Source organism: Streptomyces sp. NBC_00353 (assembly GCF_036108815.1).
Lineage (GTDB): Bacteria > Actinomycetota > Actinomycetes > Streptomycetales > Streptomycetaceae > Streptomyces.
Genome location: NZ_CP107985.1, coordinates 8,695,671 through 8,722,064, shown reverse-complemented (window position 1 = coordinate 8,722,064; position 26,394 = coordinate 8,695,671). Strand labels below are relative to the sequence as shown.

18 protein-coding genes and 2 pseudogenes are annotated in these 26,394 nt (G+C 70.0%); 12 read left to right on the top strand and 8 right to left on the bottom strand.

Annotated features, from left to right (window positions below; translation table 11 throughout):
- Nucleotides 1–80: 80 nt before the first annotated feature.
- Nucleotides 81–584, bottom strand: a pseudogene (locus tag OHA88_RS39260) (rhamnogalacturonan lyase family protein); the annotation flags it as partial.
- A 211-nt stretch (nt 585–795) separates the two neighbouring features.
- On the opposite strand from OHA88_RS39260, the gene OHA88_RS39255 reads away from it, so the two are divergent.
- Nucleotides 796–2,898 (top strand): SpoIIE family protein phosphatase, encoded by a 2,103-nt coding sequence (locus OHA88_RS39255; RefSeq protein ID WP_443044328.1) that lies wholly within the window; start codon nt 796–798, stop codon nt 2,896–2,898.
- Nucleotides 2,899–3,414: 516 nt separating this feature from the next.
- On the opposite strand, the pseudogene OHA88_RS39250 reads toward OHA88_RS39255, so the two are convergent.
- A pseudogene (locus OHA88_RS39250) lies at nt 3,415–3,882 on the bottom strand (lamin tail domain-containing protein); the annotation flags it as partial.
- Between the two features lie 467 nt (nt 3,883–4,349).
- Between OHA88_RS39250 and OHA88_RS39245 the strand changes: the two are divergent.
- On the top strand, nt 4,350–4,961 hold the full coding sequence (locus OHA88_RS39245; protein WP_328629029.1) for a TetR/AcrR family transcriptional regulator: 612 nt from the start codon (nt 4,350–4,352) through the stop codon (nt 4,959–4,961).
- Between the two features lie 76 nt (nt 4,962–5,037).
- Nucleotides 5,038–6,738 carry an acyl-CoA dehydrogenase family protein gene (locus OHA88_RS39240; protein ID WP_328629028.1) on the top strand — a complete coding sequence of 567 codons (1,701 nt, stop codon included), beginning with the start codon at nt 5,038–5,040 and terminating at the stop codon, nt 6,736–6,738.
- A gap of 51 nt (nt 6,739–6,789) precedes the next feature.
- On the opposite strand, the gene OHA88_RS39235 is transcribed toward OHA88_RS39240, so the two are convergent.
- Nucleotides 6,790–7,428: a DUF6629 family protein gene (locus OHA88_RS39235; RefSeq protein WP_328629027.1), complete on the bottom strand. Its 639-nt coding sequence runs from the start codon at nt 7,426–7,428 to the stop codon at nt 6,790–6,792.
- Between the two features lie 559 nt (nt 7,429–7,987).
- Here OHA88_RS39235 and OHA88_RS39230 point away from each other — a divergent pair.
- A complete protein-coding gene (locus OHA88_RS39230) occupies nt 7,988–9,304 on the top strand; it encodes a pectate lyase (RefSeq protein WP_328629026.1) in 1,317 nt (438 codons plus the stop codon).
- 122 nt (nt 9,305–9,426) lie between these two features.
- On the opposite strand, the gene OHA88_RS39225 is transcribed toward OHA88_RS39230, so the two are convergent.
- Together OHA88_RS39225 and OHA88_RS39220 are read right to left on the bottom strand one after the other, a co-directional pair.
- Nucleotides 9,427–10,539: an XdhC/CoxI family protein gene (locus tag OHA88_RS39225; RefSeq protein WP_328629025.1), complete on the bottom strand. Its 1,113-nt coding sequence runs from the start codon at nt 10,537–10,539 to the stop codon at nt 9,427–9,429.
- A gap of 141 nt (nt 10,540–10,680) precedes the next feature.
- A complete protein-coding gene (locus OHA88_RS39220; RefSeq protein WP_267006858.1) occupies nt 10,681–10,980 on the bottom strand; it encodes a DUF1876 domain-containing protein in 300 nt (99 codons plus the stop codon).
- A 320-nt stretch (nt 10,981–11,300) separates the two neighbouring features.
- Between OHA88_RS39220 and OHA88_RS39215 the strand changes: the two genes are divergently transcribed.
- Together OHA88_RS39215 and OHA88_RS39210 are read left to right on the top strand one after the other, a co-directional pair.
- Nucleotides 11,301–12,131, top strand: a complete 831-nt coding sequence (locus OHA88_RS39215) for a PP2C family protein-serine/threonine phosphatase (RefSeq protein ID WP_328629024.1) — start codon at nt 11,301–11,303, stop codon at nt 12,129–12,131.
- Between the two features lie 66 nt (nt 12,132–12,197).
- Nucleotides 12,198–13,193: an MASE1 domain-containing protein gene (locus OHA88_RS39210; RefSeq protein ID WP_328629023.1), complete on the top strand. Its 996-nt coding sequence runs from the start codon at nt 12,198–12,200 to the stop codon at nt 13,191–13,193.
- Between the two features lie 50 nt (nt 13,194–13,243).
- Here the strand turns inward: OHA88_RS39210 and OHA88_RS39205 are convergent, their stop codons facing one another.
- The gene (locus OHA88_RS39205; RefSeq protein ID WP_328629022.1) at nt 13,244–14,509 is read right to left on the bottom strand and encodes an FAD-binding protein; all 1,266 of its coding nucleotides are present in this window, start codon (nt 14,507–14,509) and stop codon (nt 13,244–13,246) included.
- A 324-nt stretch (nt 14,510–14,833) separates the two neighbouring features.
- Between OHA88_RS39205 and OHA88_RS39200 the strand changes: the two genes are divergently transcribed.
- A complete protein-coding gene (locus OHA88_RS39200) occupies nt 14,834–16,384 on the top strand; it encodes a sugar transferase (RefSeq protein WP_328629901.1) in 1,551 nt (516 codons plus the stop codon).
- A 116-nt stretch (nt 16,385–16,500) separates the two neighbouring features.
- Here OHA88_RS39200 and OHA88_RS39195 read toward each other — a convergent pair whose 3' ends face one another.
- Nucleotides 16,501–17,484 carry a GDP-L-fucose synthase family protein gene (locus OHA88_RS39195; protein ID WP_328629021.1) on the bottom strand — a complete coding sequence of 328 codons (984 nt, stop codon included), beginning with the start codon at nt 17,482–17,484 and terminating at the stop codon, nt 16,501–16,503.
- 115 nt (nt 17,485–17,599) lie between these two features.
- Here OHA88_RS39195 and gmd point away from each other — a divergent pair, with 115 nt between their 5' ends.
- The 5 genes from gmd to OHA88_RS39170 are packed head-to-tail and all read left to right on the top strand — an operon-like array spanning nt 17,600 to nt 25,170.
- Nucleotides 17,600–18,613 carry a GDP-mannose 4,6-dehydratase gene (gmd, locus tag OHA88_RS39190; RefSeq protein WP_328629020.1) on the top strand — a complete coding sequence of 338 codons (1,014 nt, stop codon included), beginning with the start codon at nt 17,600–17,602 and terminating at the stop codon, nt 18,611–18,613.
- On the top strand, nt 18,610–21,399 hold the full coding sequence (locus OHA88_RS39185; RefSeq protein WP_328629019.1) for a DNRLRE domain-containing protein: 2,790 nt from the start codon (nt 18,610–18,612) through the stop codon (nt 21,397–21,399). The genes gmd and OHA88_RS39185 overlap by 4 nt, the downstream gene beginning before the upstream one ends.
- On the top strand, nt 21,399–23,651 hold the full coding sequence (locus tag OHA88_RS39180) for a LamG domain-containing protein (protein ID WP_328629018.1): 2,253 nt from the start codon (nt 21,399–21,401) through the stop codon (nt 23,649–23,651). Before OHA88_RS39185 ends, OHA88_RS39180 begins: the two co-directional genes overlap by 1 nt.
- The gene (locus OHA88_RS39175) at nt 23,648–24,346 is read left to right on the top strand and encodes a hypothetical protein (protein WP_267006851.1); all 699 of its coding nucleotides are present in this window, start codon (nt 23,648–23,650) and stop codon (nt 24,344–24,346) included. Before OHA88_RS39180 ends, OHA88_RS39175 begins: the two co-directional genes overlap by 4 nt.
- The gene (locus OHA88_RS39170; RefSeq protein ID WP_267006850.1) at nt 24,343–25,170 is read left to right on the top strand and encodes a glycosyltransferase family 2 protein; all 828 of its coding nucleotides are present in this window, start codon (nt 24,343–24,345) and stop codon (nt 25,168–25,170) included. Before OHA88_RS39175 ends, OHA88_RS39170 begins: the two co-directional genes overlap by 4 nt.
- Before the next feature lie 21 nt (nt 25,171–25,191).
- Here OHA88_RS39170 and OHA88_RS39165 read toward each other — a convergent pair whose 3' ends face one another.
- On the bottom strand, nt 25,192–26,358 hold the full coding sequence (locus OHA88_RS39165) for a glycosyltransferase (protein WP_328629017.1): 1,167 nt from the start codon (nt 26,356–26,358) through the stop codon (nt 25,192–25,194).
- Nucleotides 26,359–26,394: the final 36 nt, after the last annotated feature.

Here is a 26,394-nt window from a genome sequence, read left to right as displayed (position 1 = left end):
AGCGACACCCGAACGCATGAACATTTCCGCGACACGCGTGCGGAGTTGACGGAAATGCACCTATGGGTACGGATACGCACTCACGGCACGGAGACGGTCGGCCGTGGCGGCGTCGCCATCCCGTTACCGATGAAGAAGCTCGGGTGCGGCGGCTGGTTGTACGCGGTGTTCTGCCACGCCGGCGCGGTGCGGTAGGCCGGGGTGGACCAGAGGACCCGGCCGGTCCTCGCGTCCGCCATCCACGACGACGGCTTCGAGCCGTCCTCGTCGACCTCGAACTCCTCCAGGCCGGACCGGGACGGGTCCAGATCGCCGACGTGCATCGCGTCGCCGTGGCCGTTCTTCGTGGTCCACAGGGCGTTGCCGTTGTCGTCCACGGCCATGGAGCCGTAGACGATCTCGTCCTTGCCGTCGACGTCGACATCGGCGACCGACGGCTGATGGTTGCCCTGACCGTCATACCCCTTGCCGGAGTTGGTGGAACTGTTGGTGCCGAAGGTCGGGCGCCTGGTGAAAGCGCCGCCCCGCCAGTCCCAGGCGGCGATGACGGTGCGGCTGCAGTAGCCGCGCGCCGTGATCAGGGAACGTGACGTCAGTCACCGCCGGTCGCCGAAAAGTTGCCGTGTCCGCACCGCAACGTGTGGCGGGAGGAGCGGCCCGGGTCCCTCGTCCGGGGTAACGACGGTGGATTCACTCGTTTGCCGCTCCTCGGTGGCGGGGTGCAACGGGAGCCCGGACGCTGATCGCATACGTGCCGAATCGCAGGGGTGAGCAGAGCCTGATGGGGGTGACACCGTGTCGGACGCAGGTGCACCGGTCCCCGCGTCCATGAAGGACGACGGTCTGGACGCGGCGCTCCTCGACAGACTGTTCACCCAGTCCGTGGTGGGCCTTCATGTACTCGATCCGCAGCTGCGGGTGGTACGGATCAGCTCTCTGGCCGGTGCCGACCTCGCCGAGCAGGTGATCGGGCGTCACTTCACCGATGCGTACCATCTCGACCGGCCGGACTCCACCGGGAAGCTGCTGCAACGCGTGCTGGACACGGGTGAGCCGGTGCACGATCGGCTGGTCCACGGCCGTATCAAGAGCGCGCCGGGCCCGAACCGCAGCTATACGGTCACCGTCTTCCGGCTGAACGACAAACAGGGGCAGGTCCTCGGACTGCTCGCCGCCGTCGTCGATGTCACCGAACGTGAAAAGGCTCGCACCCGTGCGATGTACCGGGCCAGGTTGCTCAAGGTCGTGGGGCGGTCCCTCGATGTGGCGACCACCTGCCAGGCACTCGTCGAGGCCGCTGTGCCGGGGTTCGCCGACTTCGCCGTGGTCGAGGTGGTGGACGATGTGCTGCGCGGTGCGGATCCTCCGATCGGCCCGCTGGGGCCGGACGTCCCGCTGCGCCGGGCCGCCCTTCGCGGTGTCAGCCGGGCCGCCCTTCACGGTGTCAAGGGCGTCGGCGACCAGGTCGGGCTCGTCGGTGACACGCGCCGGCTGCCCGCCCATACCCCCTTCGCCCTGGCAGTGTCGGATCTGCAGCCCCGGATCGTCGCACTCGACGCGGACACCCCGTGGCTCGCCGCGGATCCGCAGACCGCCCGGTTGGTCCAGGCGCTCGAGGCCCATTCACTGATGGTGGTCCCGCTGAAGCTGCACGGCGCGGTCCTCGGGCTGGTGAGCCTGTACCGGTGCCCGGGATCGGATCCGTACGACGAGAACGACATCACGCTTGCGCAGTCCGCGGCCGTCCATGTCGCGCTGAGCATCGACAACGCGCGCCGGTACGAGCGCGACCATGTGATCGCGTCGACGGTCCAGCGCAGGCTGCTTCCGCAGGGCGACAGTGCCAGGGTCGCCGTCGCCACCGCGCATGTCCTGCTGCCCGGGCGCAACAGCGGATGCTGGTTCGACACCATCGGCCTGTCCGGCGCCCGCACCGCGCTGGTCGTCGGCGACGTCGCCGGCCACGGACTCCAAACGGCCATCGTCATGGGGCAGTTGCGTACGGTCATCCAGGCTCTGGCCGGTCTCGATCTCGAGCCGGACGAGGTCCTGGCCCGGCTGAACGACGCGGCGGACCACCTGGCCGACGAGCGCGCCGCGCTGCCGCCGGGCGACTCGTTGCAACGGGAGTCGCTCAAAGCGTCCTGCACCTATGCGGTCTACGACCCGTTCACCCGCACCTGCACGGTCGCCCGTGCGGGGCATCCCGCGCCGATCGTCATCGCACCCGACGGCAGCGCGCCCGCCGTCGACGTACCGGAAGGGCCTGCGCTCTTCGCCGCCGACAGCGCCCCGTTCGCCACCGCCACCCTCGAACTCGACGAGGGCAGCATCCTGGCGTTCGCCACCGGCGCCCTGCTGCCGGACGACGCGTCCGCCACCCGGATACAGAACGCGCTCGCGCGCCCCGACCGCACTCTGCAGGAGCTGTGCGACGGCGTCGTCTACACCCTGCCGGCCGACACTGTCCCCGACGGTGCGGCCATCCTCCTCGCGCGTACCGGCACCGTGCCGCGCGACCGCGTCGCCACGTGGGAACTGGCCCACGACCGGACGACCCCCGCCGTCGCGCGTACCCTCGTGCGCGACCGGCTCGACGGCTGGGAGCTCGACGACGAGACGGTCCAGGCGACCGAGCTGATCGTGAGCGAGCTGGTGACCAACGCCGTCCGCTACGGCACCCCACCCCTGCAGTTGCGGCTCATCCTGGACCGGTTCCTGACCTGCGAGGTCCACGACAGCAGCCCGGTGGCACCGCATCTGCGCCATGCCCGGACCGTCGACGAGGGCGGGCGCGGGCTGTTCATCGTCTCCCAGCTCGCCACCCACTGGGGCACCCGGTACGGCCGGCAAGGCAAGGCGCTCTGGACCGAGCAGGAGGTCCCCGGCCCCGGGTGACGAAGCCGGGCCCGGCGCGGGGTGGGCACCACGCGCGCCTCCGCTCGCACCCGGCCATGCGCAGACGCAGCATGAGGGCATGGGCATGCACACATCCCGCGGTCGGCGGCTGGTCGTCTCCGCCGAGAAGGCGGACGGGCCCGCCCTGTGGTAGGCGCAGCGTGTCGCGCACCGGTCCGCCGACGAGGCGGCCGTCGGCCGCCCATGACGAGTGCGGCGCACCGCGGCCGGGTCGGCCGCGGTGCGCCGCGAGCGAGAGGCGAGGGCCGGCTCCCGGGTCAGGGAACGGCCGTCAGAGGGTCAGCGGCGACCGCCGCGATCGTGGTCGTGCCCGCGGTCGTGGTCACGCCCGCGATCGTGGTCGTGCCCGCGGTCGTGGTCCCGCCCGTGGTCACGCCCGTGGTCACGCCCGTGGTCACGCCCGTGGTCCCGCCCGTGGTCACGGTCGTGGTCCCGCCTGTTGTCACGTCCGCGGTCGCGATCGTGGCCGTAGCCGAAGCCGTAGCCGAAGCCGTAGCCGACGTGGTAGCGGCCCCAGGACTCGTAGTCGACCAGATAGCCGCGGCTGTCACGCAGGATCGCGGTGTCACGGTTGTCCCAGACGTACCGACGGAGGTCCTGATAGACGTCGTAGCCGTTGTCGCGGCCGATGCCGGTGTGGACCCGTACCGAGGAGCGACCGGCCAGAAGCAGGTCGAACCGGTAGGTGCGGCGGCTCTCGTCACCGAGCGTCCAGCCACGGAGGTTGACCGTCTGACGGCTGGTGTTGGTGACGGTGACCCACTCGTCGTTGAGGCTGCGGTTGGAGCCGTCATCGCGCCCGGGGCTGTCGTACTGGATCTGCCCCAGCACGATGGGCGAGTACGAGTTGTACCGACCGCGGTCGTGGCCGTGGTCGTCGGCGGCAGCCGGGAGTGCTGCGGCCGCCACGAGGGCGCCGGCCGCGAGAACGGAAGCGGTGAACCGCCGTGCGGAACGGGACATGAAGACCTCTCAGATGCTGGCCCGGACCGCAAGGTCCGAGCGTTGTTCGGTCCCGGCGTGATGCCGAGAACGCACACTTTGGCCCGAACACCCGATTCACGACAGACGCCCCGTTACGTGTTACGAAATGCAGACATTTCTGTCACACGCGCCTGCATTCGGCACGCATCCGATCCCTGGATATCCGTCAATCACTGACCGCTGCATCCACCCGTTCGGTATCGGTACGCCCGGCTTCGCCCACGTTCATGCCACTCGATGTGCGCAACGTCTCACCCTGCGCAACAGGCGCCAAATTCTGTAACAGCCACCCACCATCCCACCTCGAACGGCTTTTCGGTTACCCGCAGGAATGAGGAAAGCGTTCTACTCCCAGCCGTTCGCGGCAGGCCGTTCCGGATCATTGCGCGGGGAGCGCAACGGTGGTTCAGTGGGAGCTGAAGTTATGAATCGAGGTTCAGATCATCATGGCCTACCGCCCCACCGCCCGCACCGAGGCGACCCGGCTCGCGCATCGCCAGCGGCTGCTGGACGCCGCACGACAGCTGCTGGCCGAGGGCGGATACGCCGCGGCCAGCATCTCCGCGCTCGCCGAGCGCGCCCAGGTCGCCACCGGCAGCGTCTACAACCACTTCGCCTCCAAGCAGGAGTTGCTGGCCGCGGTCTTCCGGCATGTCGCCGGCCATGAGCTCACCGCGGTACAGGAAGCCGTGGGCGCAAAGGGCGGGGCGGCCGAGCAATTGCGCGCCCTGGTCGAGGTGTTCGCGTTCCGGGCACTGCGCACGCCACGTACGGCCTGGGCGCTGCTCGCCGAGCCCGTCGATCCGCTGGTCGAGGCGGAACGGCTGACCTATCGGCGCGGCTATCACGCCCTCGCCGAGACGGTCATCACGGCCGGGATCGAGGCGGGTGAGCTGCCCGCGCAGAACGCCCGGCTGGCTGCAGCCGCCGTGATCGGAGCGATCAGCGAGGCGCTGCTCGGCCCCCTGTCCCCGGTGGGCGAGCGGACCGACCCGGAGCCGGTCGTGGCAGGTATCACCACCCTCTGCCTCAGAGCCGTGGGAGCTGTCGGCACCTGACCCGCTCCCCCGCAACGCCCCGTCACTCCCCAGTACCGGCCGACCAGGCAGCCGACGTCAGACAGGAACCCCCGAGATGACCGCCACTGCATCCCCGACCGGCCTCCGACCGGAGGCTCCCGCACCGCACCCCACTCATGAGGTCACCAACCAGGCGCCGCCCCGGACCGGCCTCGACGAGTACGGCACCAATCAGCCGCTCGCCGAGGCCGTCCGGACGTTCGGCGCGGCGTGGCACGAGCCGGAACTCCACGAGATCGGCAGCCTGGTCGGCTCCGCGAAGTTCCAGACCGATGCGGAGCTCGCCCACACGTCCCCGCCCGTGCTGCGTACCCACGACCGGTACGGCAACCGCGTCGACGAGGTCGACTTCCACCCGGCGTACCACGAGATCATCGGCGCGGCCGTGCGTCATGGCGCACACACCGCGGCGTGGGCCGACCCGAAGCCGGGCGCCGCGGTGGCCCGGGCGGCGTCGTTCATGCTCTTCGCCCAGGTCGAGCCGGGCCACGCCTGCCCGATGTCCATGTCGCACGCCGTGGTCCCGGTCCTGCAGCGCGACCCCGAAGTGGGCCAGGACTGGCTGCCGGGTCTGCTCAGCCGCTCCTACGACCCGCGGCTGATCGCCCCGGGCAGCAAGTCGGGGCTGACGTTCGGCATGGGGATGACGGAGAAGCAGGGCGGCTCCGACGTCCGCGCCAACACCACGCGCGCGGTCCCGGTCGCCTCCGACCCCGACGGCCGGGCCCACTTGCTGACCGGTCACAAGTGGTTCTTCTCGGCCCCGCAGTCGGATGCCTTCCTGGTTCTGGCCCAGGCGGCGGCCGGGCTGAGCTGCTTCCTCGTACCGCGTGTGCTGGCCGACGGCACCCGTAACACCGTCCGTATCCAGCGGTTGAAGAACAAGCTCGGCAACAAGTCGAACGCCTCCTCCGAGGTGGAGTTCGACTCCACGTGGGCGGTGCGGGTCGGTGAGCCGGGGCGTGGCGTTCCCACCATCATCGAGATGGTCAACCACACCCGGCTGGACTGTGTCCTGGGCACCACTGCGGGCATGCGCCAGTCGGTCTCCGAGGCGATCTGGCATGCGGAGCACCGGAGCGCCTTCGGTGCCCGGCTGGTCGACCAGCCGGCCATGACGGCGGTCCTCGCCGATCTGGCCCTGGAGACGGAGGCCGCGACCTGGACCTCGCTGCGGCTCGCCCAGGCGTACGAGACGGGCAGCGGCGAGTCCGAGACCATGTTCCGCCGACTGGCCACGGCAGTCGCCAAGTACTGGATCTGCAAGCGCGGCCCGCACCACGCCTACGAGGCACTGGAGTGCCTGGGCGGCAACGGCTACACCGAGGACTGGCCACTGGCCCGCCGCTACCGCGAACAGCCGGTGATGGCCGTGTGGGAGGGCTCCGGCAACGTCATCGCCCTCGATGTGCTGCGCGGCATCGCCAGGACCCCGCAGTCGCTGGACGCCTTCTGGGCCGAGCTGGAGACCACCGCCGGTGCCAGTGCCGTACTCGACGCGCATGTGCGCCGGGTACGTCGCGATTTGGCCGAGGACCTGCGCGATCCCCTTGCCGCCCAGACGCGCGCCCGGGCGACGGTCGAGGCCATGGCGCTGGCCCTGCAGTCCTCGCTGATGCTGCGGCATGCTCCGGCGCCCATGGCCGAGGCATTCGTCGCCGCCCGCCTGGGCGAGGACCGCGGCCACCAGTACGGCATCCTGCCGCGGGGCACGGACGCCGCCGCGATCGTGGAGCGGCACTTCGGCGGACGCTAGGGGCTTGGGCATGGTGTTCCGGCCGATCGGCCGGGACACCAACCCTTCCCCTCATCGATGCGGCATCGGCGTCCGCGCGGTCACCGGCCGACGGTGCGTCCAGCCGAGCAGGACGACCGAGCACACCGCCGCGAACGCGCACCAGGTGGAGATGAACTCCAGCCGCCACAGCGTCGCGCAGATCGCGGCCCCGACGGCGACGAGGAAGCCGAGGAGCCGCAGCAGACGGTCACCGGCGAGCAGCAGGGAGCCGACCGTGGCCACGAGGTAGCCCGTGACGAGCAGTTCGGAGCGCGGAAGGTCGAGGACGTAGCCGAGGGTGTGACCGCGGATCTCTGCGGTCACGGGACGGGTGGCCAGACGGTACGCGAGGGAGGCGGCGGTCGCGGCGCCGACCACGACGGGGAGCATCAGCCGGCGCCGGGCCCCCGGCGGCGCGGCGCTCAGCACGGCCGACGGCACCCAGAGCGCCAGCAGCGGAAGGGCGATGACGGCCCAGGCCACCGTGGCGGGGCCGGTGCCGCCGCCGGTGCGCCAGATGAACGACTCGATGATCTGATGGGCGCCGAGAAGCAGCGGCAGCGCCGCGAGCGGCAGATCGCGGGACCGGCGGGTGCGCGCGACGCAGACCACTCCGATCGCGGCGATGCCGGAACCGGCCACCAGATCGGCAGTCGCACTCCAGCACATGAAGTCACCCCGGCCCCGAAGTTGTGCGAGTCGATCTCTGACGCGGGCAACGCTAGGGCCTCCTCACGGAACATGACCGGCGCCCCGCCCACACGTCCCTCCGGCACATCACTCGCTGGGCTCGTGGCCGTCAGCGCAGGTGACGGGGGACGACTCCACCGTCTACGTCCTCGCCGCCGACGACACACTGTGCGCCGTCGACCGGGAGAGCCGACGGATCCGCTGGGCCGAACGGGCTCCGTACGCCCTGTCCGTCGGCACATCGGGCCGGGCGGCGGGCAGCGGCTATCCGGCCGACGCCGGGAGCCATCAACCACAGCTGACCGTAAGGGTGTCGGTGGCAAGTACCCGCCGGTGCGGTCGCTCGCCCGCTCAGGCGTGTTCGTACCAACTCATTGACCGCCGGATCCCGTTGACGTACCGTCACCGCAGTTCGCGTACAAGAACTCGGTTCAGAATACGGAACATCGTCCCCTGGCCGAGGAACTGCCTTTACCACCGCACCAACCACCTCATGGGTGCCTGCGGAGGACACCGCAGGCGGTGAAAGGAACACCGAGTGCGCACAGGGAATCAGCATGCCAGACGGCGGGGCGGCCGGGCAGCCGCCTCGTTCATCGCGGTCGTCTCACTGATCGCCGCGGCCCTCACAACACTGTTCGCCACCGGCTCGGCCACAGCCGCCCCGGCAGCAGGCTCGTACAGCCTGTCGAACGCCGGCAGCGGACTGTGTCTGGAGGTTCCGGGCTCCGGAACCTCCGACGGCGTCCAGCTCGTCCAGAACACCTGCACCGGCGCCGCCCAGCAGACGTGGCGGCTCACGGCCTCCGGCAGCGGCTACAGTCTGGCCGCCTCGCACAGCGGCAAGTGTGCCGGGGTGCGTGACGCATCCACCAGTGCGGGCAAAGCGGTCGAGCAGCAGACCTGCAGCGGCGCCTCCAGTCAGGTGTGGACGCTCGCTCCGATCAGCGGCAACACCTACCAGGTCGTCAACACCAACGGCGGCAAGTGCCTCAACACCAAGGACAGTTCGACCGCTGTCGGCGCCGCGGTCCAGCAGAACTCCTGCGACTCGGTGACCAGCAAGCGCTGGACCTTCACCGCAGCGGGCTCGGTCCCCACCGATCCGCCGACGACTCCCCCGACCACTCCGCCCACCACTCCGCCTACCGCCCCCGGGGCTCCGCCCGCATGGCCCACGGCCACCGGCAGTCAGGCCGTGGCAGCGACCATCGAGGTGTCCGGTACCTACGACGGCGGCCTGAAGCGCTTCTACGGCAGCGGTGACCTGGGCAGCGGCGGCCAGGACGAGGACCAGCCGGCCATGTTCGAACTGGCGGACGGTGCCACGCTGCAGAACGTCGTCCTCGGCGCCCCGGCCGCCGACGGCGTCCACTGCCTCGGCGCCTGCACGCTCAAGAACGTGTGGTGGGAGGATGTGGGCGAGGACGCCGCAACATTTCTCGGCAGCTCCTCGTCGCTGGTCCGCACGGTCGACGGCGGCGGCGCGAGACTGGCGGACGACAAGGTGTTCCAGCACAACGGCGCCGGCACCCTGATCATCAAGAACTTCCGGGTCGAGGACTTCGGCAAGCTGTACCGCTCGTGCGGCAACTGCTCCACGATGTACGGCCGGCACGTCCAGGTGCAGAACGTCTGGGTCACCTCGCCGGGTGACAGCATCGTGGGCATCAACACCAACTACGGTGACACGGCCCGGTTCTCCGGCATCACGATCTATGACGACGCCGATGCCGATATCGACATCTGCACCAAGTACAAGGGTGTGACGAGCGGCGAGCCCACCGAGATCGGTACCGGAGCGGATGGCATCAACTGCATCTACTCCCCCTCGGACATCACCTACGCCGACTGACGTAGCCAGGTCCGAGACACTCGTAAGAGGTCCGCCCCGGCAACCGGGGCGGACCTCTTCCTTCAGCGGCGCCGGCCGTGGCCACGACCGGCTCGGACGCCTGCGGTTCCGTCGTCGACAGCTCACACGGACTTCGGTCGCGGCCGGTGGATCGCCCCGGCAGTCTCGGCGAGGGGAGCGCCGGTGCCGCCCCAGCGCAGTGCGACGATCTCCGCCGCGATCGAGACGGCCACCTCCTCGGGGGTGCGGGCGCCGAGATCGAGGCCGATGGGCGAGCGCAGTCTCGCCAGTTCCGTCTCGCCCAGGCCGGTCTCCCGCAGCCGCGCCAGACGGTCCTCGTGAGTACGACGGCTGCCCATGACGCCGATGTACGCGGCCGGGGAGCGCAGGGCCACCTCCAACAAGGGGACGTCGAACTTCGGGTCGTGCGTGAGCACACACATGACGGTCCGCTCATCGGTGTCCGTGGAATGCAGATAGCGGTGCGGCCAGTCGACGACCACCTCCGCACCGTCCGGGAACCGCCGGGGGTCGGCGAAGACCGGGCGTGCGTCGCAGACGGTGACCCGGTAGCCGAGGAACGCACCGATCCGGGCGACCGCCGCGGCGAAGTCGATCGCACCGAAGACGAGCATGCGCGGGGGCGGGGCGAACGAGTGCAGGAACACCGTGACGTCGTCCTCACGGCGCTCGCCGCGCGGACCGTAGTGGCGCAGGCCCGTTGCCCCTTGGGCCAGCTCGCCCCGTGCGTCGGCGGTGACCGCCGCGTCGAGGCCGCTGGTTCCGAGCGAACCGGACACGGTGTCCGGCCATACGGCGAGCGCGGCGCCGCGCGGGGCGGGGCCGTCGGTCACGGTGGCCACCACCACCGGACGGTGTTCGGCGACCGACGTGGCGACCGCGCCGAACGCGGGGTCGGTCGCGGCCGAAACAGGGCGTACGAGGAGGGTGATCTCTCCGCCGCAGGTGAGCCCGACGGCGAACGCGTCCTCGTCGCTGTAGCCGAAGGTTCGCAGTTGCGCCCGGCCGGTCTCGACGACCTCCGTGGCCAGGTCGAAGACGGCTCCCTCGACACAGCCGCCGGAGACGCTGCCCACGACTTCGTCACCGGGGCCCACCGCCATCGCCGCGCCCGGGCCGCGGGGCGCGCTGCGGGTGACATGGACGACGGTGGCGAGCCCGAACGGCTCTCCGGAGGCGTACCAGCGGCTCAGCGCCGGGAGGATCTCACGCATGACGAGCACCGCCCACAGCTGCCTCGCCGCCGACACCTGCCGTGGGCGGTGTCCGGAAAGCCTGCAGGCCGTGTCCCGCGACGAAGGTGTCCACGGATGTGCCGTCGGCCGGTGAGGCCGTACGCCTTGCGGCCCACGGCTTCAGCTCGTCACATCCGTCCAGGCGTACGGCTTGCCCAGGGGCCCCTTCGTGGGTCCGGCGCCCACCGCCTCCATTTCGCGATCGGCCGCTCTCATCAGCTGACCCGCGACATCCTTCATGGCACGGCTCGCCGCGAGTTCGTCACCGATGGTGGGGATGTCCACGTCCTGCGGGTTGCAGCGGGCGACCCCGTGGCCCATGAGTTTCTCCGAACCGGTGTCCAGCACGGCTTCGGCCTTGGTCGTACCGTTCTCCTCGGAGAGATCGAGGTGGACATTCCACTCCAGCGTGCGTGTCATCGCGCACCTCCCTCACCCGCGTCCGGCCGCACTGCGCCGCCACGACACGGTCCTGTTCTCTCAGGATCCACCCAGCAGGGCCGGTTCGCGCGCTCCGGGCGGGTGCCGCACCGAAACCCTGCGGGATCCGTGACCGGTGCCTCACCCTGCGGGAGTTTCCGACCCGAAATATGATGCAGAGGGCAACTGCCACGGATGCCGGCGACGGGGAGTGCCCTACCACGCAGTGCCCAACGGGACTGTGCGGGAGGCGTCCCGGATCCGCCCGCCACATGAGCCCTGTGTTGCGGCTCGCGAACGAATGCAGTGTGGAGCGGCCCATGAACCGGCGTCGTCCTCACCGTTCCGCGAGTGCCGAGGAGCTGCTCACCACGCTGCAGCAACTCACCGCTCGGGCACGTCACGAGGTCCAGCTGCATCAGGCTCGGGTGGAGCTGGCCGAGGCGCTGCAGCGGGAACTGCTTCCCGCCTGCCTCCCCTCGCTCCCGGGGCTGCAGACTGCCGCCCGCTACGCACCGGCCCGCAGCGGACTGGACATCGGTGGCGACTGGTATGACGGCTTTCCACTGCCGGACGGCACACTCGGATTCGCCATCGGGGACGTACAGGGCCATGACGTCGAGGCCGCCGCGTTCATGGGGCAGATCCGGATCGGCATGCGGGCGATCGCCGCCACCACCGCCGATCCGGGCGAGATCGTCGGCCGGACGAACGATCTGCTGCTGTCCATCGATTCCACCCTCCTGGCGACCTGCACCTTCGTCCGTTTCGACCCGCACGCCGGGGAACTGTGCACGGCTCGGGCCGGACATGTGGCCGCCGTCTGGGCCACGACCGACGGACGGTCGGGCATCACACAGGACGCGGGCGGACTGCCGCTGGGTGTCGGTGCGGCGGAGAAGTATCCGGTCAGCCGGCACCCGCTGACCGCCCCGGGGGCGTTCGTGCTCGTCACGGACGGAGTCGTCGAAGGGCCCTCGTTCCCGATCGACGAGGGGCTGGACGCGGTGGTGCGACTGGTGGCCGCCCGGGCCTCGGCGTCGGCCGAGGCGCTGGCCGACGAGGTGATGCACACGGCGGAGCGCACCGGTCACCAGGACGACGCGGCCGTCCTGGTCCTGCGCCACAAAGGCTTCGCCCGCTCCGGGTGACTGGTGGGGCCGGGCCTAGCGTGTCACGCAGTCGCGCGTCCCGGGCCGCGGTGTCTGATGAGGTCTGTGATCCGCAGCGAGGAAACCAGACGTACGGCGTCAGCTGTGCTCCGCATCCTGGTCGTCGCCGCCGGCTACTACGGGGCAGGACAGATCGGTCTGCTGAGAAAGGTGACCGTCCACGGCGCCACGGTCACCCCGCTCTGGCCGTCGACGGGAATCGCTCTGGGCTGCCTGTTGTACCTCGGCATCGGCGTCTGGCCCGGCATCACCCTCGGCTCCCTGCTCAACATCGTCACGCTCTCCGACACGGTCATGCTCTCCGACTGGGGGATCATGATGAGCAGTACCGCGGCGCCCGTCTGCTCGTACCTCATGCTCCGCAGATTCGGGTTCCGGATGGAGCTGGACCGGTTGCGCGACGGCGTCGTCCTGGTCTTCCTCGGCGCGATGGCCGGAATGCTGATCAGCGCGACCGCCGGCACCGTGCTCTTCGTACTCGACGGCAAGCTGCCCGCAGGCCATTTCTGGCCGGTATGGGCGGCGTGGTGGTCGGGGGACGCCATGGGGGTGCTCGTGGTCACCCCGCTGATGCTCGTCATGCGCAAGGCGCGGCTGCCCCGGGCCGACGACAGATGGCTGGAGGCGACCGCACTGGCGGTCGTCTCCGTCGTGGTCTCACTGGTGGCCACGCGGAGCGAACTGTCGATGCTCTATCTGGTGTTCCCGCTGCTCATCTGGGCCGCCCTGCGCTTCCAGCTGGCGGGTAGCGCGCCCTGTGCGCTGCTGGTGTCCGTCCTGGCAATCATCGCGGGAGGGGAGGCGGTGGGTCCGTTCGCCGGGCACACCGTCCTCGAGGTGATGCTGAACCTGGCGGTCCTGAATGGTTCCGTGGCGCTGACCGGGCTGCTGCTGGCGGCGATCGTCACCGAGAAGATGGACATCCGGCGCCGGATCGAGCAGGCCTGTGTGGAGCTGGCCGACGTGGTGGACCATCTCGCGCCGGGCAGATCGGCGACCGCGTGGCCGTCGCGGTCCAAGGACAGACGCGACGGCCACTGACGCCAGGCGGCCGGGTCCCCGGCTCCACCTCCGCGCGCCCCCGCTCGGCGTCACTGCGGAAAGCGGCGGTCCAGGAAGTCGTTCCGGAACTTGCCCGTCGGGTCGGACCTGGTCATCAGCTTCTCGAAGTCGGCGTACTGCGGGTACAGCGTGCGCAGCGTCTCGGGTGCGGTGGTGAACACCTTGCCCCAGTGCGGGCGGGCGCCGAACGGTGCCAGTGCCTCCTCGATCGCCCCGAGCACCGGCGTGACGGCGGCGATGTCCTGCACCCAGGTGAAGTGGAACGCCACCGCGTCGGTCCTGCTCGCGGGGCTCAGCCACAGGTCGTCGCGGGCCACGGTGCGGATCTCGCCGATCTGCAGCAGCGGGGCGATCCGGTCCCGGAGCCGGTCGAGCGCCGCGAAGGCTGCTGCGGCGTCGCTCCGTGCCACGAAGTACTCCGACTGCAGCTCGTCCCCGTTGCTCGGGGTGAACTCCAGCCGGAAGTGCGGCAGACGCTTGTGCCATGCGCCGGGAACACCCTGCTGCCGCGTACAGTTCTCGGCCGGCATGCCCTGGATCGGGTGGCGCGGACCGTCCGCGAGCCTCGCGCCGAGCCACTCGGCCGGCGCCTCCGCCGGCCCGTCCGCACCCACCCGCTGCTTGAGCCAGACCTGGTTGACGGGGCCGCCCCGCCAGTCGGTGAAGAGGCTGACGCTGTACGCGGCCGACATCACCTCGTCGAATCCGGCCCGGTCGCCGATCCGGGCCTGCGGCAGATCCTCGTAGACCCACTGCTGTACGTCGAAGGCGGGCACCAGGTCCAGCGTCAGCCGGGTCACCACGCCGAGGGCGCCCAGGGCGACCACAGCTCCGGGGAAGTCCGCGTCGCCGCGGGCCAGCCGCGCGGTGGTCCCGTCCGCCGTGACCATGTCCAGCGCCCGGACCGCACCGGCCAGCGAGGTGTTGCCCACGCCGGAGCCGTGCGTTCCGGTCGCGCAGGCGCCGGCCACCGAGATGTGCGGCAGCGAACCCAGGTTGTGCAGGGCGAAGCCGTTCCGGTGGAGTTCATCGGCGAACTCCCCGAAGCGCAGTCCCGCGCTGACGGTGACCGTCCCCGCCTCCCGGTCGATGTCGACCGTGCGGGGCAGTCCGGCCACCGACACAAGGTCTCCGGCCGTGTCGGCGACGGTGCTGAAGGAGTGCCGGGTGCCCAGCGCCCGTACCTTTGTGCCGGTCGCGACGATCTCCTGCAGCTCGGCCTCCGAGCCGGGGGTACGCAGCCGCCGCGCTCCGAAGGTGATGTTTCCGGCCCAGTTCTTCTCCGCGGGAGTCACCGCACGCCCTCTTTCCTCGTGGCCGGCCCTCGCCGCCTTCCGGACCAGTCTCCCAGACGCGGAAGCGACCGTACGAGGTGGTGACACGTCCGCGCACAATCCCAGCACGGAACCACCCAAACGCCAACAGCCACGCACAAGACGCTGTGATCCGGCCCGGATCGGGACGAGGCCCAAGCGGTAGCTCGCGTTCTGAACTTCACGAGAACTCCAGCGAAATGGCACGTGTGTGGATATCGTGCACCGAGCGAGGGCGCATCCGTCAGTCCACGGGATCGGCGGATGCGTCCCGTTTGTGGAGATGCAACTGTGACTGGGGGGTTCATGGGGCATGTCGAGCTACCCGAATCCGAAATATCAGGACCCGCGGGACTGGCGGAGGCGCCACGTCCGCGGACTTCTTCAAACCGGCCTCACAGCAAGGAACTCGAACAGCTGTGGAGTGCCCCGACCGTACAGCGCAACCGTTCTGACCACCGGCCCGGCCCGAAGAGAAGACCGGGCCGGTACCTGCCGCTCATCATCTGCGCCGATCTCCTCGGCCTGGGGATACCGGCCTGGCTCGTACTGGGCACCTACGGACAACCGCGGGCACAACTCGCCGCCGGGGTGGCCTCGTTGGTGTGGACCGGCGTCCGGGCAGTGCGTGGCCGGTACGCGGACCGGCGGTCGGGGGGCTTCAGGGGCGCGCTGACCGCCCCCGGGGACTGGCTGCTGCTCATCGGCCTGCTGGCCGTGCTCGCGACCGTGTTCAGGGAGCCGGTCCAGCCGGTGACCGCGGTCGTTGCGCTGCTGCCCGGCCTGCTGGTGACCGTCGCCGTGTCGACGGTGCGTCACCTCCCTTGGCCGGGACGGCAACAGCATGCTGTGCACCGGGTGCTGGTGGTCGGCGAGGCGCCGGGGGTGGACCGGGCGGTGCAGCTGCTCGGTTCCCGTACGGACCACGCCTACACCGTGGTGGCCGCCATACCCGTCGGGACGGCGTCACTGAGCTGTGAGGCTCCGGTGCCGGGCCGGCTCGCACCCGCCCCGGCCGACGACGACGTGACCACAGTCCTGGGCGGAGCCTTCGCCCAGGACGCGGATCTGGCGCTCGTCGTGCCCGGACCGCAGCTGTCCGGGGAACGGCTGCGACGCCTGTCCTGGGGGCTGCACGACGGGGGGCTCCAGCTGTCCGTGCTGTCGGACCTCTCGGACATCGCGGCAGGCCGGGTGCGGCCGGCCTCCGCGGCCGGGCTGACGCTGCTGCACATCGTGCCGCCGCTGCGCAGGGGGCCGCAGATGGCGCTGAAGGCCGCGGTGGACCGCACCGGTGCGACCCTCGGACTCGTGCTGCTGACACCGCTGTTGCTCCTGATCGGGGCGGCAATACGGTTCACCTCCGACGGCCCGGTGTTCCACCGCCAGATCCGTCAGGGGCAGCACAACCAGCCGTTCACCATGTGGAAGTTCCGCACGATGGTGGAGGACGCCGAAACGCACAAGGCGAAGCTGGCGACGGCGAACGAGAACGACGGTCCGATGTTCAAGATGCGCCGCGATCCCCGGGTGACCCGGATCGGCCGGTTCTTGCGCCGGACCTCGCTCGACGAGCTGCCGCAGCTGCTCAATGTGATCCGGGGTGACATGTCGCTGGTGGGTCCGCGGCCGCCCCTGCCGGAGGAGGTGTCCCGCTACGACGAGCGTGAGCTCCGGCGGCTCGCGGTCCGGCCCGGGCTCACGGGCCTGTGGCAGGTCAGCGGACGTTCGGACCTGTCCTGGCAGGAGACCGTCTCGCTCGACCTGTGGTACGTCGACAACTGGTCGGTGGCCACGGACCTGGGGCTCATGGCCCGTACGCTGCGCGCCGTCACCGACGGCCGCGGGGCGTACTGAGAGCGGCGGGGAACCGGATGCGAGAAGTGAACACCGGCCGGCCGTACGGGGCCGGACGGGCGGGCGGCCGTCGCGCTGCGGCGGCCGCCCGGTCCCGGCGGAACAACCGGGAGCGGTCAGCGGCCGCTGCCCCGGTGGTCCAGCCACCAGGCGTAGGTGCGGGCGATGCCGTCGCGCAGCGGGATCTGCGGTTTGAAGCCGAGAGAGGAGAGTCGGGAGATGTCGAGAAGCTTGCGCGGGGTGCCGTCGGGCTTCGACGTGTCCCACGCGACACGCCCTTGATACCCCGTCACGTCCTGCACGGTGGAGGCGAGTTCACGGATGGTCAGGTCTTCGCCGCAGCCGACGTTGACCGGTTCGTCGCCGTCGTAGCGTTCGAGGAGCAGGAGGCACGCTGCGGCCAGGTCGTCGACGTGCAGGAACTCGCGCCGGGGGCTGCCGGAACCCCAGAGGGTGACCTCGGGGGCTCCGCCCTGTCGCGCCTCGTGGAACCGGCGGATCAGGGCGGGCAGGACATGCGAGGAATCCAGGTCGAAGTTGTCGCCGGGCCCGTAGAGATTGGTGGGCATGGCGCTGATGTACGAGGCGCCGTACTGCCGCCGGTACGACTGGGTCTGCACGATGCCGGCGATCTTCGCCAGCGCGTATGCCTCGTTGGTCGGCTCCAGCGGGCCGGTGAGCAGGGCGTCCTCGGGGATCGGCTGCGGGGCGCGCTTGGGATAGATGCAGGACGAGCCGAGGAAGAGCAGCCGCTCGACCCCGGCGGCATGCGCACCGGCGATCACGCTCAGCTGGATGCGCAGGTTGTCCTCGAGGAACTGCACCGGATACGTGCTGTTGGCCATGATTCCGCCGACCTTGGCGGCGGCCAGCACCACGGCGTCCGGGCGGATGTCACGCAGAAAGGCCTCGGTCGGTGCGGCATCGCGCAGATCGAGGCTGTCGCGACCGCGGGTGATCACCTCGTGGCCTTCGGCGGTGAGGCGGCGCACCACTGCCGAGCCGACGAGCCCGCGGTGGCCCGCGACAAATATGCGGGCGCCGGGTCGTAGGAGGGGGCGGACGGATTCCTGGGGAGGGCCGGGGAGATCAGTCGTCATGGCTCGGATTGTGCCAGCAGCTGTACATCGCGGTGCCGTTTTGCCGCAGATCACGCAAATTCCGATATTTCGGTGAACCAACCGCCTCTCAGGCGACTTCAGAAGGGGGGAAGACGTGGCGAAGACCGCGCTCATCACCGGCGTGACCGGACAGGACGGTTCGTACCTGTCCGAGCTGCTGCTCGAGAAGGGGTACACGGTCCATGGCCTGATACGCCGCTCGTCGAGCTTCAACACCGAGCGGATCGACCACATCTACCAGGGCCCGGAGGAGGAGAACCGCTCCTTCGTCCTGCATCACGCCGATCTCGCCGACGGGGTGGCGCTGGTGAACCTGCTGCGCGACATCCGGCCCGACGAGGTCTACAACCTGGGCGCGCAGTCGCATGTCCGGGTCTCGTTCGACGCGCCGCTGTACACCGGTGACATCACCGGGCTCGGCACCATCCGGCTGCTGGAGGCCGTCCGCGCCAGCGGCATCGACACCCGTATCTATCAGGCGTCGTCGTCCGAGATGTTCGGCTCCACCCCGCCGCCGCAGAACGAGACGACCCCGTTCCATCCCCGCAGCCCGTACAGCGTCGCCAAGGTCTACTCGTACTGGGCGACGGTCAACTACCGCGAGGCGTACGGCATGTTCGCGGTCAACGGGATCCTGTTCAACCACGAGTCCCCGCGCCGCGGCGAGACCTTCGTCACCCGCAAGATCACCCGCGGGGTGGCCCGGATCAAGGCGGGCCTGCAGGAACACCTCCACCTCGGCAATCTCGACGCCGTACGCGACTGGGGTTACGCCCCCGAGTATGTCGACGCGATGTGGCGGATGCTGCAGTGCGACTCCCCGGACGACTATGTGGTGGCCACCGGCGAGGGGGTCAGCGTCCGGCAGTTCCTGGAGTACGCCTTCGATCATGCGGGCCTGGACTGGCGGGAGCATGTCCGTTACGACGCGAAGTACGAGCGCCCCAGCGAGGTCGACGCACTGATCGGGGACGCCACCAAGGCCGAGGAACTGCTCGGCTGGAAGCCTTCCGTGAAGGCACAGGAGCTGGCCAGGATCATGGTCGACGCGGACATCCGGCAGCTCGCCGACCAGCTCACCGGGGCAGCCGTGCGGGTGGACCGATGAGAGGGCCACGACGTCCCGGACACAGCCGCAGTGGTGTGTTCGCCACGGTTCTCGCACTCTCCGCGGGCGTGCTCACCGCTTCGGCGGTCACCGCTCCCCCGGTCGCGGCGCTGACCCCTCCGGTCGGCTTCACCGCAGACTCCCTCACCACCTATCAGACCAATGGCATCGTCTGGGCACTCGCCGAGGCGAACGGGGTGGTCTACGCGGGCGGCACCTTCGCCAACGTCCGGCCGGCCGGCTCCCCGGCCGGCAGCAATACGACGCCCGCCGTCAACTTCGCCGCCTTCAACGCGGCAACCGGCGCGCCCACCGGCTGTTCACTCTCCTTCACCCGCAGCAGCGGCACCGCCACCGTCCGGGCGTTCGCGCTCTCCCCCGACAAGTCCACGCTCTATGCAGGCGGTTACTTCAGCGCCGTCAACGGGACGGCCGCCAACGGCCTGGTTGCCATCAACACCGCGAACTGCACGCTCCGTTCGGGGTTCGCGCCGAACTTCTCGGCCACCGTGCGGGCGCTCGACGTGGCGGAAAACGGCACGGTCTACGCGGGCGGCGACTTCCAGACCGTGAACGGCCAGCCACGGCGCTTCTTCGGCGCCGTCACCGCCACCGGCGCGGTGACCGGGTGGAACCCGGACGCCGACGAACCCGGCCGGACGCTCAAGGTCACCCCGGACGGGCAGAACGTCCTGATCGGCGGCGACTTCTTCACCGTCGGAGGCACCGATTCGCACGCGCTCGCCGTGACCAGTGCTGCCTCGGGTGCGCTGACCCGCGCCTACACGGGCAACTTCATCCCGTCGACCGCGGTGATCAAGGACATCGTCACCGACACCGCCTCCAACGGCTGGTACGTCGCGGGCGAGGGCACCGGAGGTGGCTCCTTCGACGGCCGGCTCGCCATGCGGCTCGGTACGTTCGACCAGCGCTGGCGGGACACCTGCCAGGGGGCGACACAGGCGCTGCGGGTCTATCAGGGCGTCCTGTACGCGGGCAGCCATGTCCACGACTGCTCCACCATGGGCGGCTTCCCCAACCAGGTCCGCAAGCACCTCACCGCCCAGTCCGTCGACGATCCGGCGATGCTCGGCTGGCTCCCGGACACCAACGACGGCATCGGGGAGCCGGTCGGGCCGCGCGCCCTGACCGTGGCGTCCCGGGACGGCCGCGACTTCCTCTGGGTGGGCGGCGAGTTCACCACGGTCAACGGCGTCGCCCAGCAGTCACTGACCCGGTTCGCCAACACTCCCGACACGGGGGCGCCCGCCGCACCCGCTGTCAGCGTGTCGGCGCCGCGGGCCGGTGAGGTGAGGGTCAGCTGGCGGTCCGCTCTGGATCTGGACGACAGCCTGCTCACCTACCGGGTCTACCGCGACGGCGGTTCGGTGCCCGTGTACACGACACAGGGGTCCTCGCTGTTCTTCAGCCGGCCGCAGCTGACGTTCACCGACACCGATGTGGTGGCCGGCCGGACGTACACGTACCGGATCACGGCAAGCGACGGGACCAACACCAGCGCACTCTCGACCGCCGCCTCCGCCACCGCAGTCGCCTCGGCGAGCCCGTACCGGGAGCGGGTGCTCGCGGACGGCGCCGACCTGTACTGGCGCTACGACGAGGCGGGCGGGGCGTTCGCCGCGGACGCCTCGGACAGCGACAACGGCGGCGTGTACATGAACACCCCGACGTACCGCGCCACCCCGTCCGCCGTGGCCGGGTCGGCGGCCCTGTCCCTCAACGGCACGGACAAGTACGTGTACAGCGACCGGCTGCACCACTACACCTCGCCGACGCCGTACTCCATCGAGACCTGGTTCCGGACCAACACCACCACCGGCGGGCGAATCGTCGGGTACGGCAACAACATCGGCACGGCCCAGGGCCAGACGAGCAGCATCTCCGACAAGCTCGTGTACATGACCAACGACGGGCGCCTCGCCTTCGGCGTCCAGGTCGGCAGCACCAGCAGTCGGCCCACCCTCACCACGACGGCTTCGTACAACGACAACGCCTGGCACCATGTCGTCGCCACCCAGGGACCGTCCGGTATGCGGCTGTACGTGGACGGGGTGGCCGTCGGCTCCAACACGACCGCGGGCAACCGCTCGTACAACGGGTTCTGGCGCGTCGGTGGCGACGCCATGCCGACCACCTGGCCGAACCGTCCCACCAGCACCTACTTCGCCGGGCAGGTCGACGAGACCGCGATCTACCCGTCGGCGCTGACCGCCGCACAGGCCGCCGCGCACCACGATCTGGCGGACACCCCGCCCGGCCCCGGCGACTCCACGGTCGCGCTGACGCCGGACGACGACGCATACGTCAACAGTGTGGCGCCGAACACCAATTACAACGACAACCAGCTCGCCTCGCGCGGCACCACGGCGTACTTGAGCTATCTGCGCTTCACCGTGCCCGCGGCCCCTGCCGGACAGGTCCTCAAGAGCGCCCGGCTCACCTTCCGCACGTCGTCGGACTCGACGGCGGGCTCCTCCGACAGCCACACCGTGGTGCCGGTCACCGGCACCTGGACCGAGTCGGCGGTCACCTACAACACCCGGCCGTCGCTCTCCTCGACCGTGCTCGGGACCATCACCGGCGCGACCTCGGTCTCCACCGACCATTCGGTGGAGCTGAACGCGTCGGCACTGGGCGGAGCCCTCGGCTCCGTCTACTCACTCGCCCTGACCAGCAGCGGGACGGACAGTCTCCGCATCTGGTCGAGCGAGGTATCAACCGCGGCCTACCGGCCGCAGCTCGTTCTCACCTACGGAGCTGAATGATGAACGGAAGTACGGGGCGCAGACCCGTGGGACGGGGCCGGGTGCGTGCCGCGGCCGCCGCGCTCTGCCTGCTCACCGGAGCCCTGGCCGCGACCGCGGCCGGTGCCTCCCCGGCGGCGTCTCTCACGCCGCCGGTCTCTCTCACCGCGGACGACCTCTCCACCTGGCAGACGAACGGCATCGTCTGGTCGATGGCGGCGACGGGCGGAGTCGTCTACGCCGGCGGCACCTTCTCCACCGTCCGTCCGCCGGACGCGGCGGCAGGCACCTCCGAACAGCCCGCGGTGAACTTCGCCGCGTTCGATGCGGCGACCGGTGCGCCGACCGGCTGCAGCCTGTCGTTCACCCTCTCCTCCGGAACAGCGACCGTACGGGCTCTCGCTCTCTCCCCCGACAACAAGACGCTGTACGCGGGAGGGCAGTTCGGTGCGGTTAACGGGGTCGGCGTGAGCAATATCGCCGCGATCGACACCGCGACCTGCACCCCGCGCCAGGACTTCAAGGTGTCCGTCTCCGCGACGGTGCGGGCGCTGTCCGTCACCGACGACACCGTCTATCTGGGCGGTGACTTCAACACGGTGGCCGGGGAAACCCGCAACAAGTTCGCCGCGGTCACCACCGGCGCCGATCTGAAGCCGTGGACGGCCAACACGGACGAGGTCGGCCGGGCCGTTCAGGTGACACCGGACGGTCAGCATGTGCTGATCGGCGGTGACTTCTTCACCGTCAACGGCACCACCTCGCACGCCCTCGCCGTCGTGGACGCCACCACGGGTGCGCTCGCCAAGAGCTACCCGGGGTTCATCCCCAACACCTCCACGGTGCAGGACCTGACCACGGACGCCACCGGCTTCTACACCGCCAACGAAGGCACCGGAGGCGGTGTCTTCGACGGGCGGATCGCGCTGAATCTCAGCGACTTCGAACAGCGGTGGCGGGACACCTGCCTCGGCGCCACCCAGGCAGTCCTGGTCCATGACGGGGTCCTGTACAGCGGCAGCCACGCCCATGACTGCTCCAGCATGGGCGAGTTCCCCGACCAGCCGCGCAAGCACCTCCTCGCCCAGTCCGTGAACGACCCCAAGCTGCTGCCGTGGTTCCCGGACACGAACGACGGCATCGGGGAGCCGGTCGGACCGCGGGTGATGGCCCAGACCGATCAGGGCGGACATCACTACCTCTGGGTCGGCGGCGAGTTCACCACCGTCAACGGCTCAGCCCAGCAGAGCCTGACCCGGTTCGCCGACGGCCCGGACACCGGGGCCCCGTGGGTGCCCAACGTCAGCGTGTCCACGGTCGCCGCGGGCAAGGTCGAGGTGAACTGGCAGACCAGCTTCGACACCGACGACGGGGAACTCACGTACCGGATCTACAAGGACGGTGCCGCCACTCCCGTATACACCACGACGGGGTCCTCGCTGTTCTGGGACCGGCCTCAGCTGAGGTGGACCGACACCGCTGTCGCTCCGGGCGAGACGCACACGTACCGGATCAGTGCGAGCGACGGCACCAACACCAGCGCCAAGTCCCCGGCACAGACCGCCACCGTGGCCTCCGCGGCGGAGGCGTACCCGGCCAGGGTGATCGCCGACGGTGCGTCGCTGTACTGGCGCTACGACGAGGGGACGTCGACGTTCGCCGCCGACTCCGGGGCCGGCCTGGACAACGGATTCCTGCGCAACAGCCCGGCCTACCGGCAGACCCCGGCCGCGGTCGCAGGATCGTCGACCGCGATCGGCTTCAACGGCACCAACCAGTACGCGTACAGCAACGAGCGGCACGCGCAGCCCACCAAGTTCTCGGTGGAGACCTGGATCAAGACGACCACCACCAGGGGAGGGAAGATCATCGGCTTCGGCAATCTGACCATGCAGAACAGCAACCAGTACGACAAGCATGTGTACATGCGCAATGACGGGCGGCTGGTCTTCGGGGTCTACAGCGGCGGTACCCGGACCATCGCCACCACCGGGGCCTACAACGACGGCGCCTGGCACCATGTCGTCGCCACGCAGGGCAGCAGCGGCATGGCCCTGTACGTGGACGGGCAGCTGCGCGCGTCCAACTTCCTGTACACCGGCAACGAGAGCTACAACGGGTACTGGCGGGTCGGCGGGGACAACCTGGCGAGCTGGCCGAACCGTCCGACGAGCGACTTCTTCGCCGGGCAGATCGACGAGACCGCCGTCTACCCGACAGCGCTCAGCAGCTCCACGATCAGTGCCCACTACGCCCTGAGGAACGGTGGATGAGGTATCCGTTCCTGGCCGGCGCCGCCGTCGTCGTACTGACGGCGGCGCTGGCCGCCTGCGGCTCGTCCTCCGACAAGGACCACAGTGATGCGGGTGGCGCGAAGCCGTCGGCCGCCGAGTCCCGCGTCGCGGGGCCGGCGGCCGGACCCGACGCCACCGCGTCCGCCGGTCCTTCGGCGAAGAAGACGAGCGAACCACCGAAACTGCCCACCAACCAACTCACCCCGGCCACCGGCTCCTTCACCAAGAAGCAGAAGCAGTACCTGGTGGACCGGGTGCCCAAGGGCATGGACCCGGCAGCCGTCCTCCAGACCGGCCAGGAGACCTGCGACAAACTGTCGTACCTGGTCAAGGTCGACAAGGACACCGCTGTCGCGGCAATCGTCACCGGCGAGGTAGCCGGTGCGAAGCCCGCCGTCGCCCACCTCTGCACCGAGCACAAGGACCTGGTGCAGCGGGCCGCTCTGGGCTACGCCGACGGCACGTACAAGAGCTCGCAGATCCGGCCGGGCCGCTACTACGCCGTCACCCCCACCAAGAGCTGCACCTGGCAGGTCACCGGGGCGGGCGGCAAGAACCTGGCGTCGGGCACCTCCGGCACCGGGAAGCGGGTGGGGATCACCGTCGCCGAGACGGCCCGTGCCTTCACCTCCACAGGCTGCTACGCCTGGCTGCCCGAAGGGGACAAGGGATGAGCAAGCTGCCGATAGCCGTGGCGATCCCCACGAAGAACGAAGGCCTGAACATCGCCGAGGCGGTGAAATCGGTCCTCGGGCACTTCGAGGCGGTCGTCGTCGTCGACTCGCACAGCACGGACGACACGGCGAAGATCGCCGAGAGCTGCGGCGCCGAGGTGGTGACGTACACCTGGGACGGCGGCCACCCGAGGAAGAAGCAGTGGTGCCTGGAGAACGTCCGCACGGACCTGGACTGGATCCTGCTGCTCGACGGCGACGAGCGGCTCAGTCCCGGTCTGCTGGCCGAGCTTCGCCAGATCTTCGCCGATCCGGGTGCGCCGAAGCCTGCGGCGTACGACATACCGCTGGGCTACTGGTTCTCGGGCCGGCGGCTGCGCCACGGTTACACCATCCGCAAGCGGTCGCTGACCGACCGGACCCGGTGCCACTATCCGGAGGTCGGGGATCTCGCGGCGCCCGGCATCGGGGAGGTCGAGGGGCACTACCAGCCGGTGGCGCCGACGGCCGGCACGCTCCGCAATCCGATCGAGCACCAGGACCTCGACCCGGTCACGGCGTGGTTCGAGCGGCACAACCGCTACTCGGACTGGGAGGCGTGGTTGGAGCACCATCCGGACGTCAAGGAGCAGGTCAGGAAGGTGAAGTCACGCCAAGGGCAGCTGTTCCACAAGGCACCGTTCAAGCCTCTGGTGTCCTTCGCGTACATGTACGTGTACCGGCGGGGGTTCCTCGACGGACGGGCGGGCCTCGACTTCGCGCTGGCGATGAGCTTCTACCGGTGGCAGATCGCGCTCAAGTCCCGTGAGGGCAAGGTGGGGTGACCTGCCCGCGCCGCCCCCGTGTCAGCGGGCTGCGGCCTTCCGGCGGACCACGTCCTCGTAGGTCCGCCGGAGGGTCTGCGTCACGGCCTCGATGGTGAAGTGCTCATTGACCAGCTGCCACGCAGCCTGTCCCGCTTCGGCGTTGGCCTCCGGCTCCAGGAGTTCGAGGATCGCCTGCGCGACCTTCTGGGCATTGCCCTCGTCCTCGCCGACCCGGCTGTCGATCACCCGGCCCGCCGCGGCCTCCGCGACATCGGGGGCCAGTCCGCAGGTGCGGGTGATGACCACGGGGGTGCCGACCGACATCGCTTCGAGGACGGAGACCCCGAGGGGTTCCTCGATCGACGGCAGTACGTACACATCGGCTTCCCGCCCGGCGGCAAGGACCTCTTCGTGGCCGAGCGGACCCACATGGTCGAGGGACTCCGACACGCCGAGTCTCGCGGCCAGTTCCAGCGTTCCGGGGAGCGCTCCGGTGTCGGGTCCTGCCAGCACGAACCTGGCGTCCGGATACTTCGCGAGAACCGCGGGCATCGCGGCGACGAAGTCCTCCGGGCGCTTGCGCTCCTGGATCCGGGCCAGGAAGAGCACCGTCGGCCGCCGCCCGGGGTCCCGGGCGGGCTTGCACGTCTGCGGCCGCACACCGTTGACCAGCCGTACGGTCCGGGTGAGCGGCACCGGAGCGGCTACGGCATTCACATCGCGGCGCTCCATCTCCGTCAGATGCAGCACCGCGTCGGCGCGCCGCAGCACCTTCCGTACCCCCAGCAGATCGGTCAGCTGAGCGACGCGCTTCTCGGTCGGGTCCACCATGCCGTGCGTCTGGACGACCAGCGGGCGCCCCAGAGCCAGCGCGAGAAGTGCGGCCGGCAGCGTCACCAGGTCGCGCATGAGATGCACATGGACGACGTCCGCGCCGCGCATCATCCGCCGGGCGGCCAGCAGCAGCGCGCCCGAGGTGATGCCACTGACCTCGAACATCGGCAGCAGGTGGCGGGCCTGGGAGAGGTGGGCGGGCACGCCTTCGACCTCGCTCGGCAGCCCGCCGCCGAAGCCGTCACCGAGGGCCATGATCCGGGCGTCGTCACCATGGGCGCGCTGGACCTTCGACAGGTTGAGCGCCACCCGGGTCGGACCGCCGAACGCATGGTCCGGAGTATGCAGTGTGACGACGTGCAGGATTTTCACCAGGGTTCCCCTCGACCTCGGTCCACTCTTCACAGA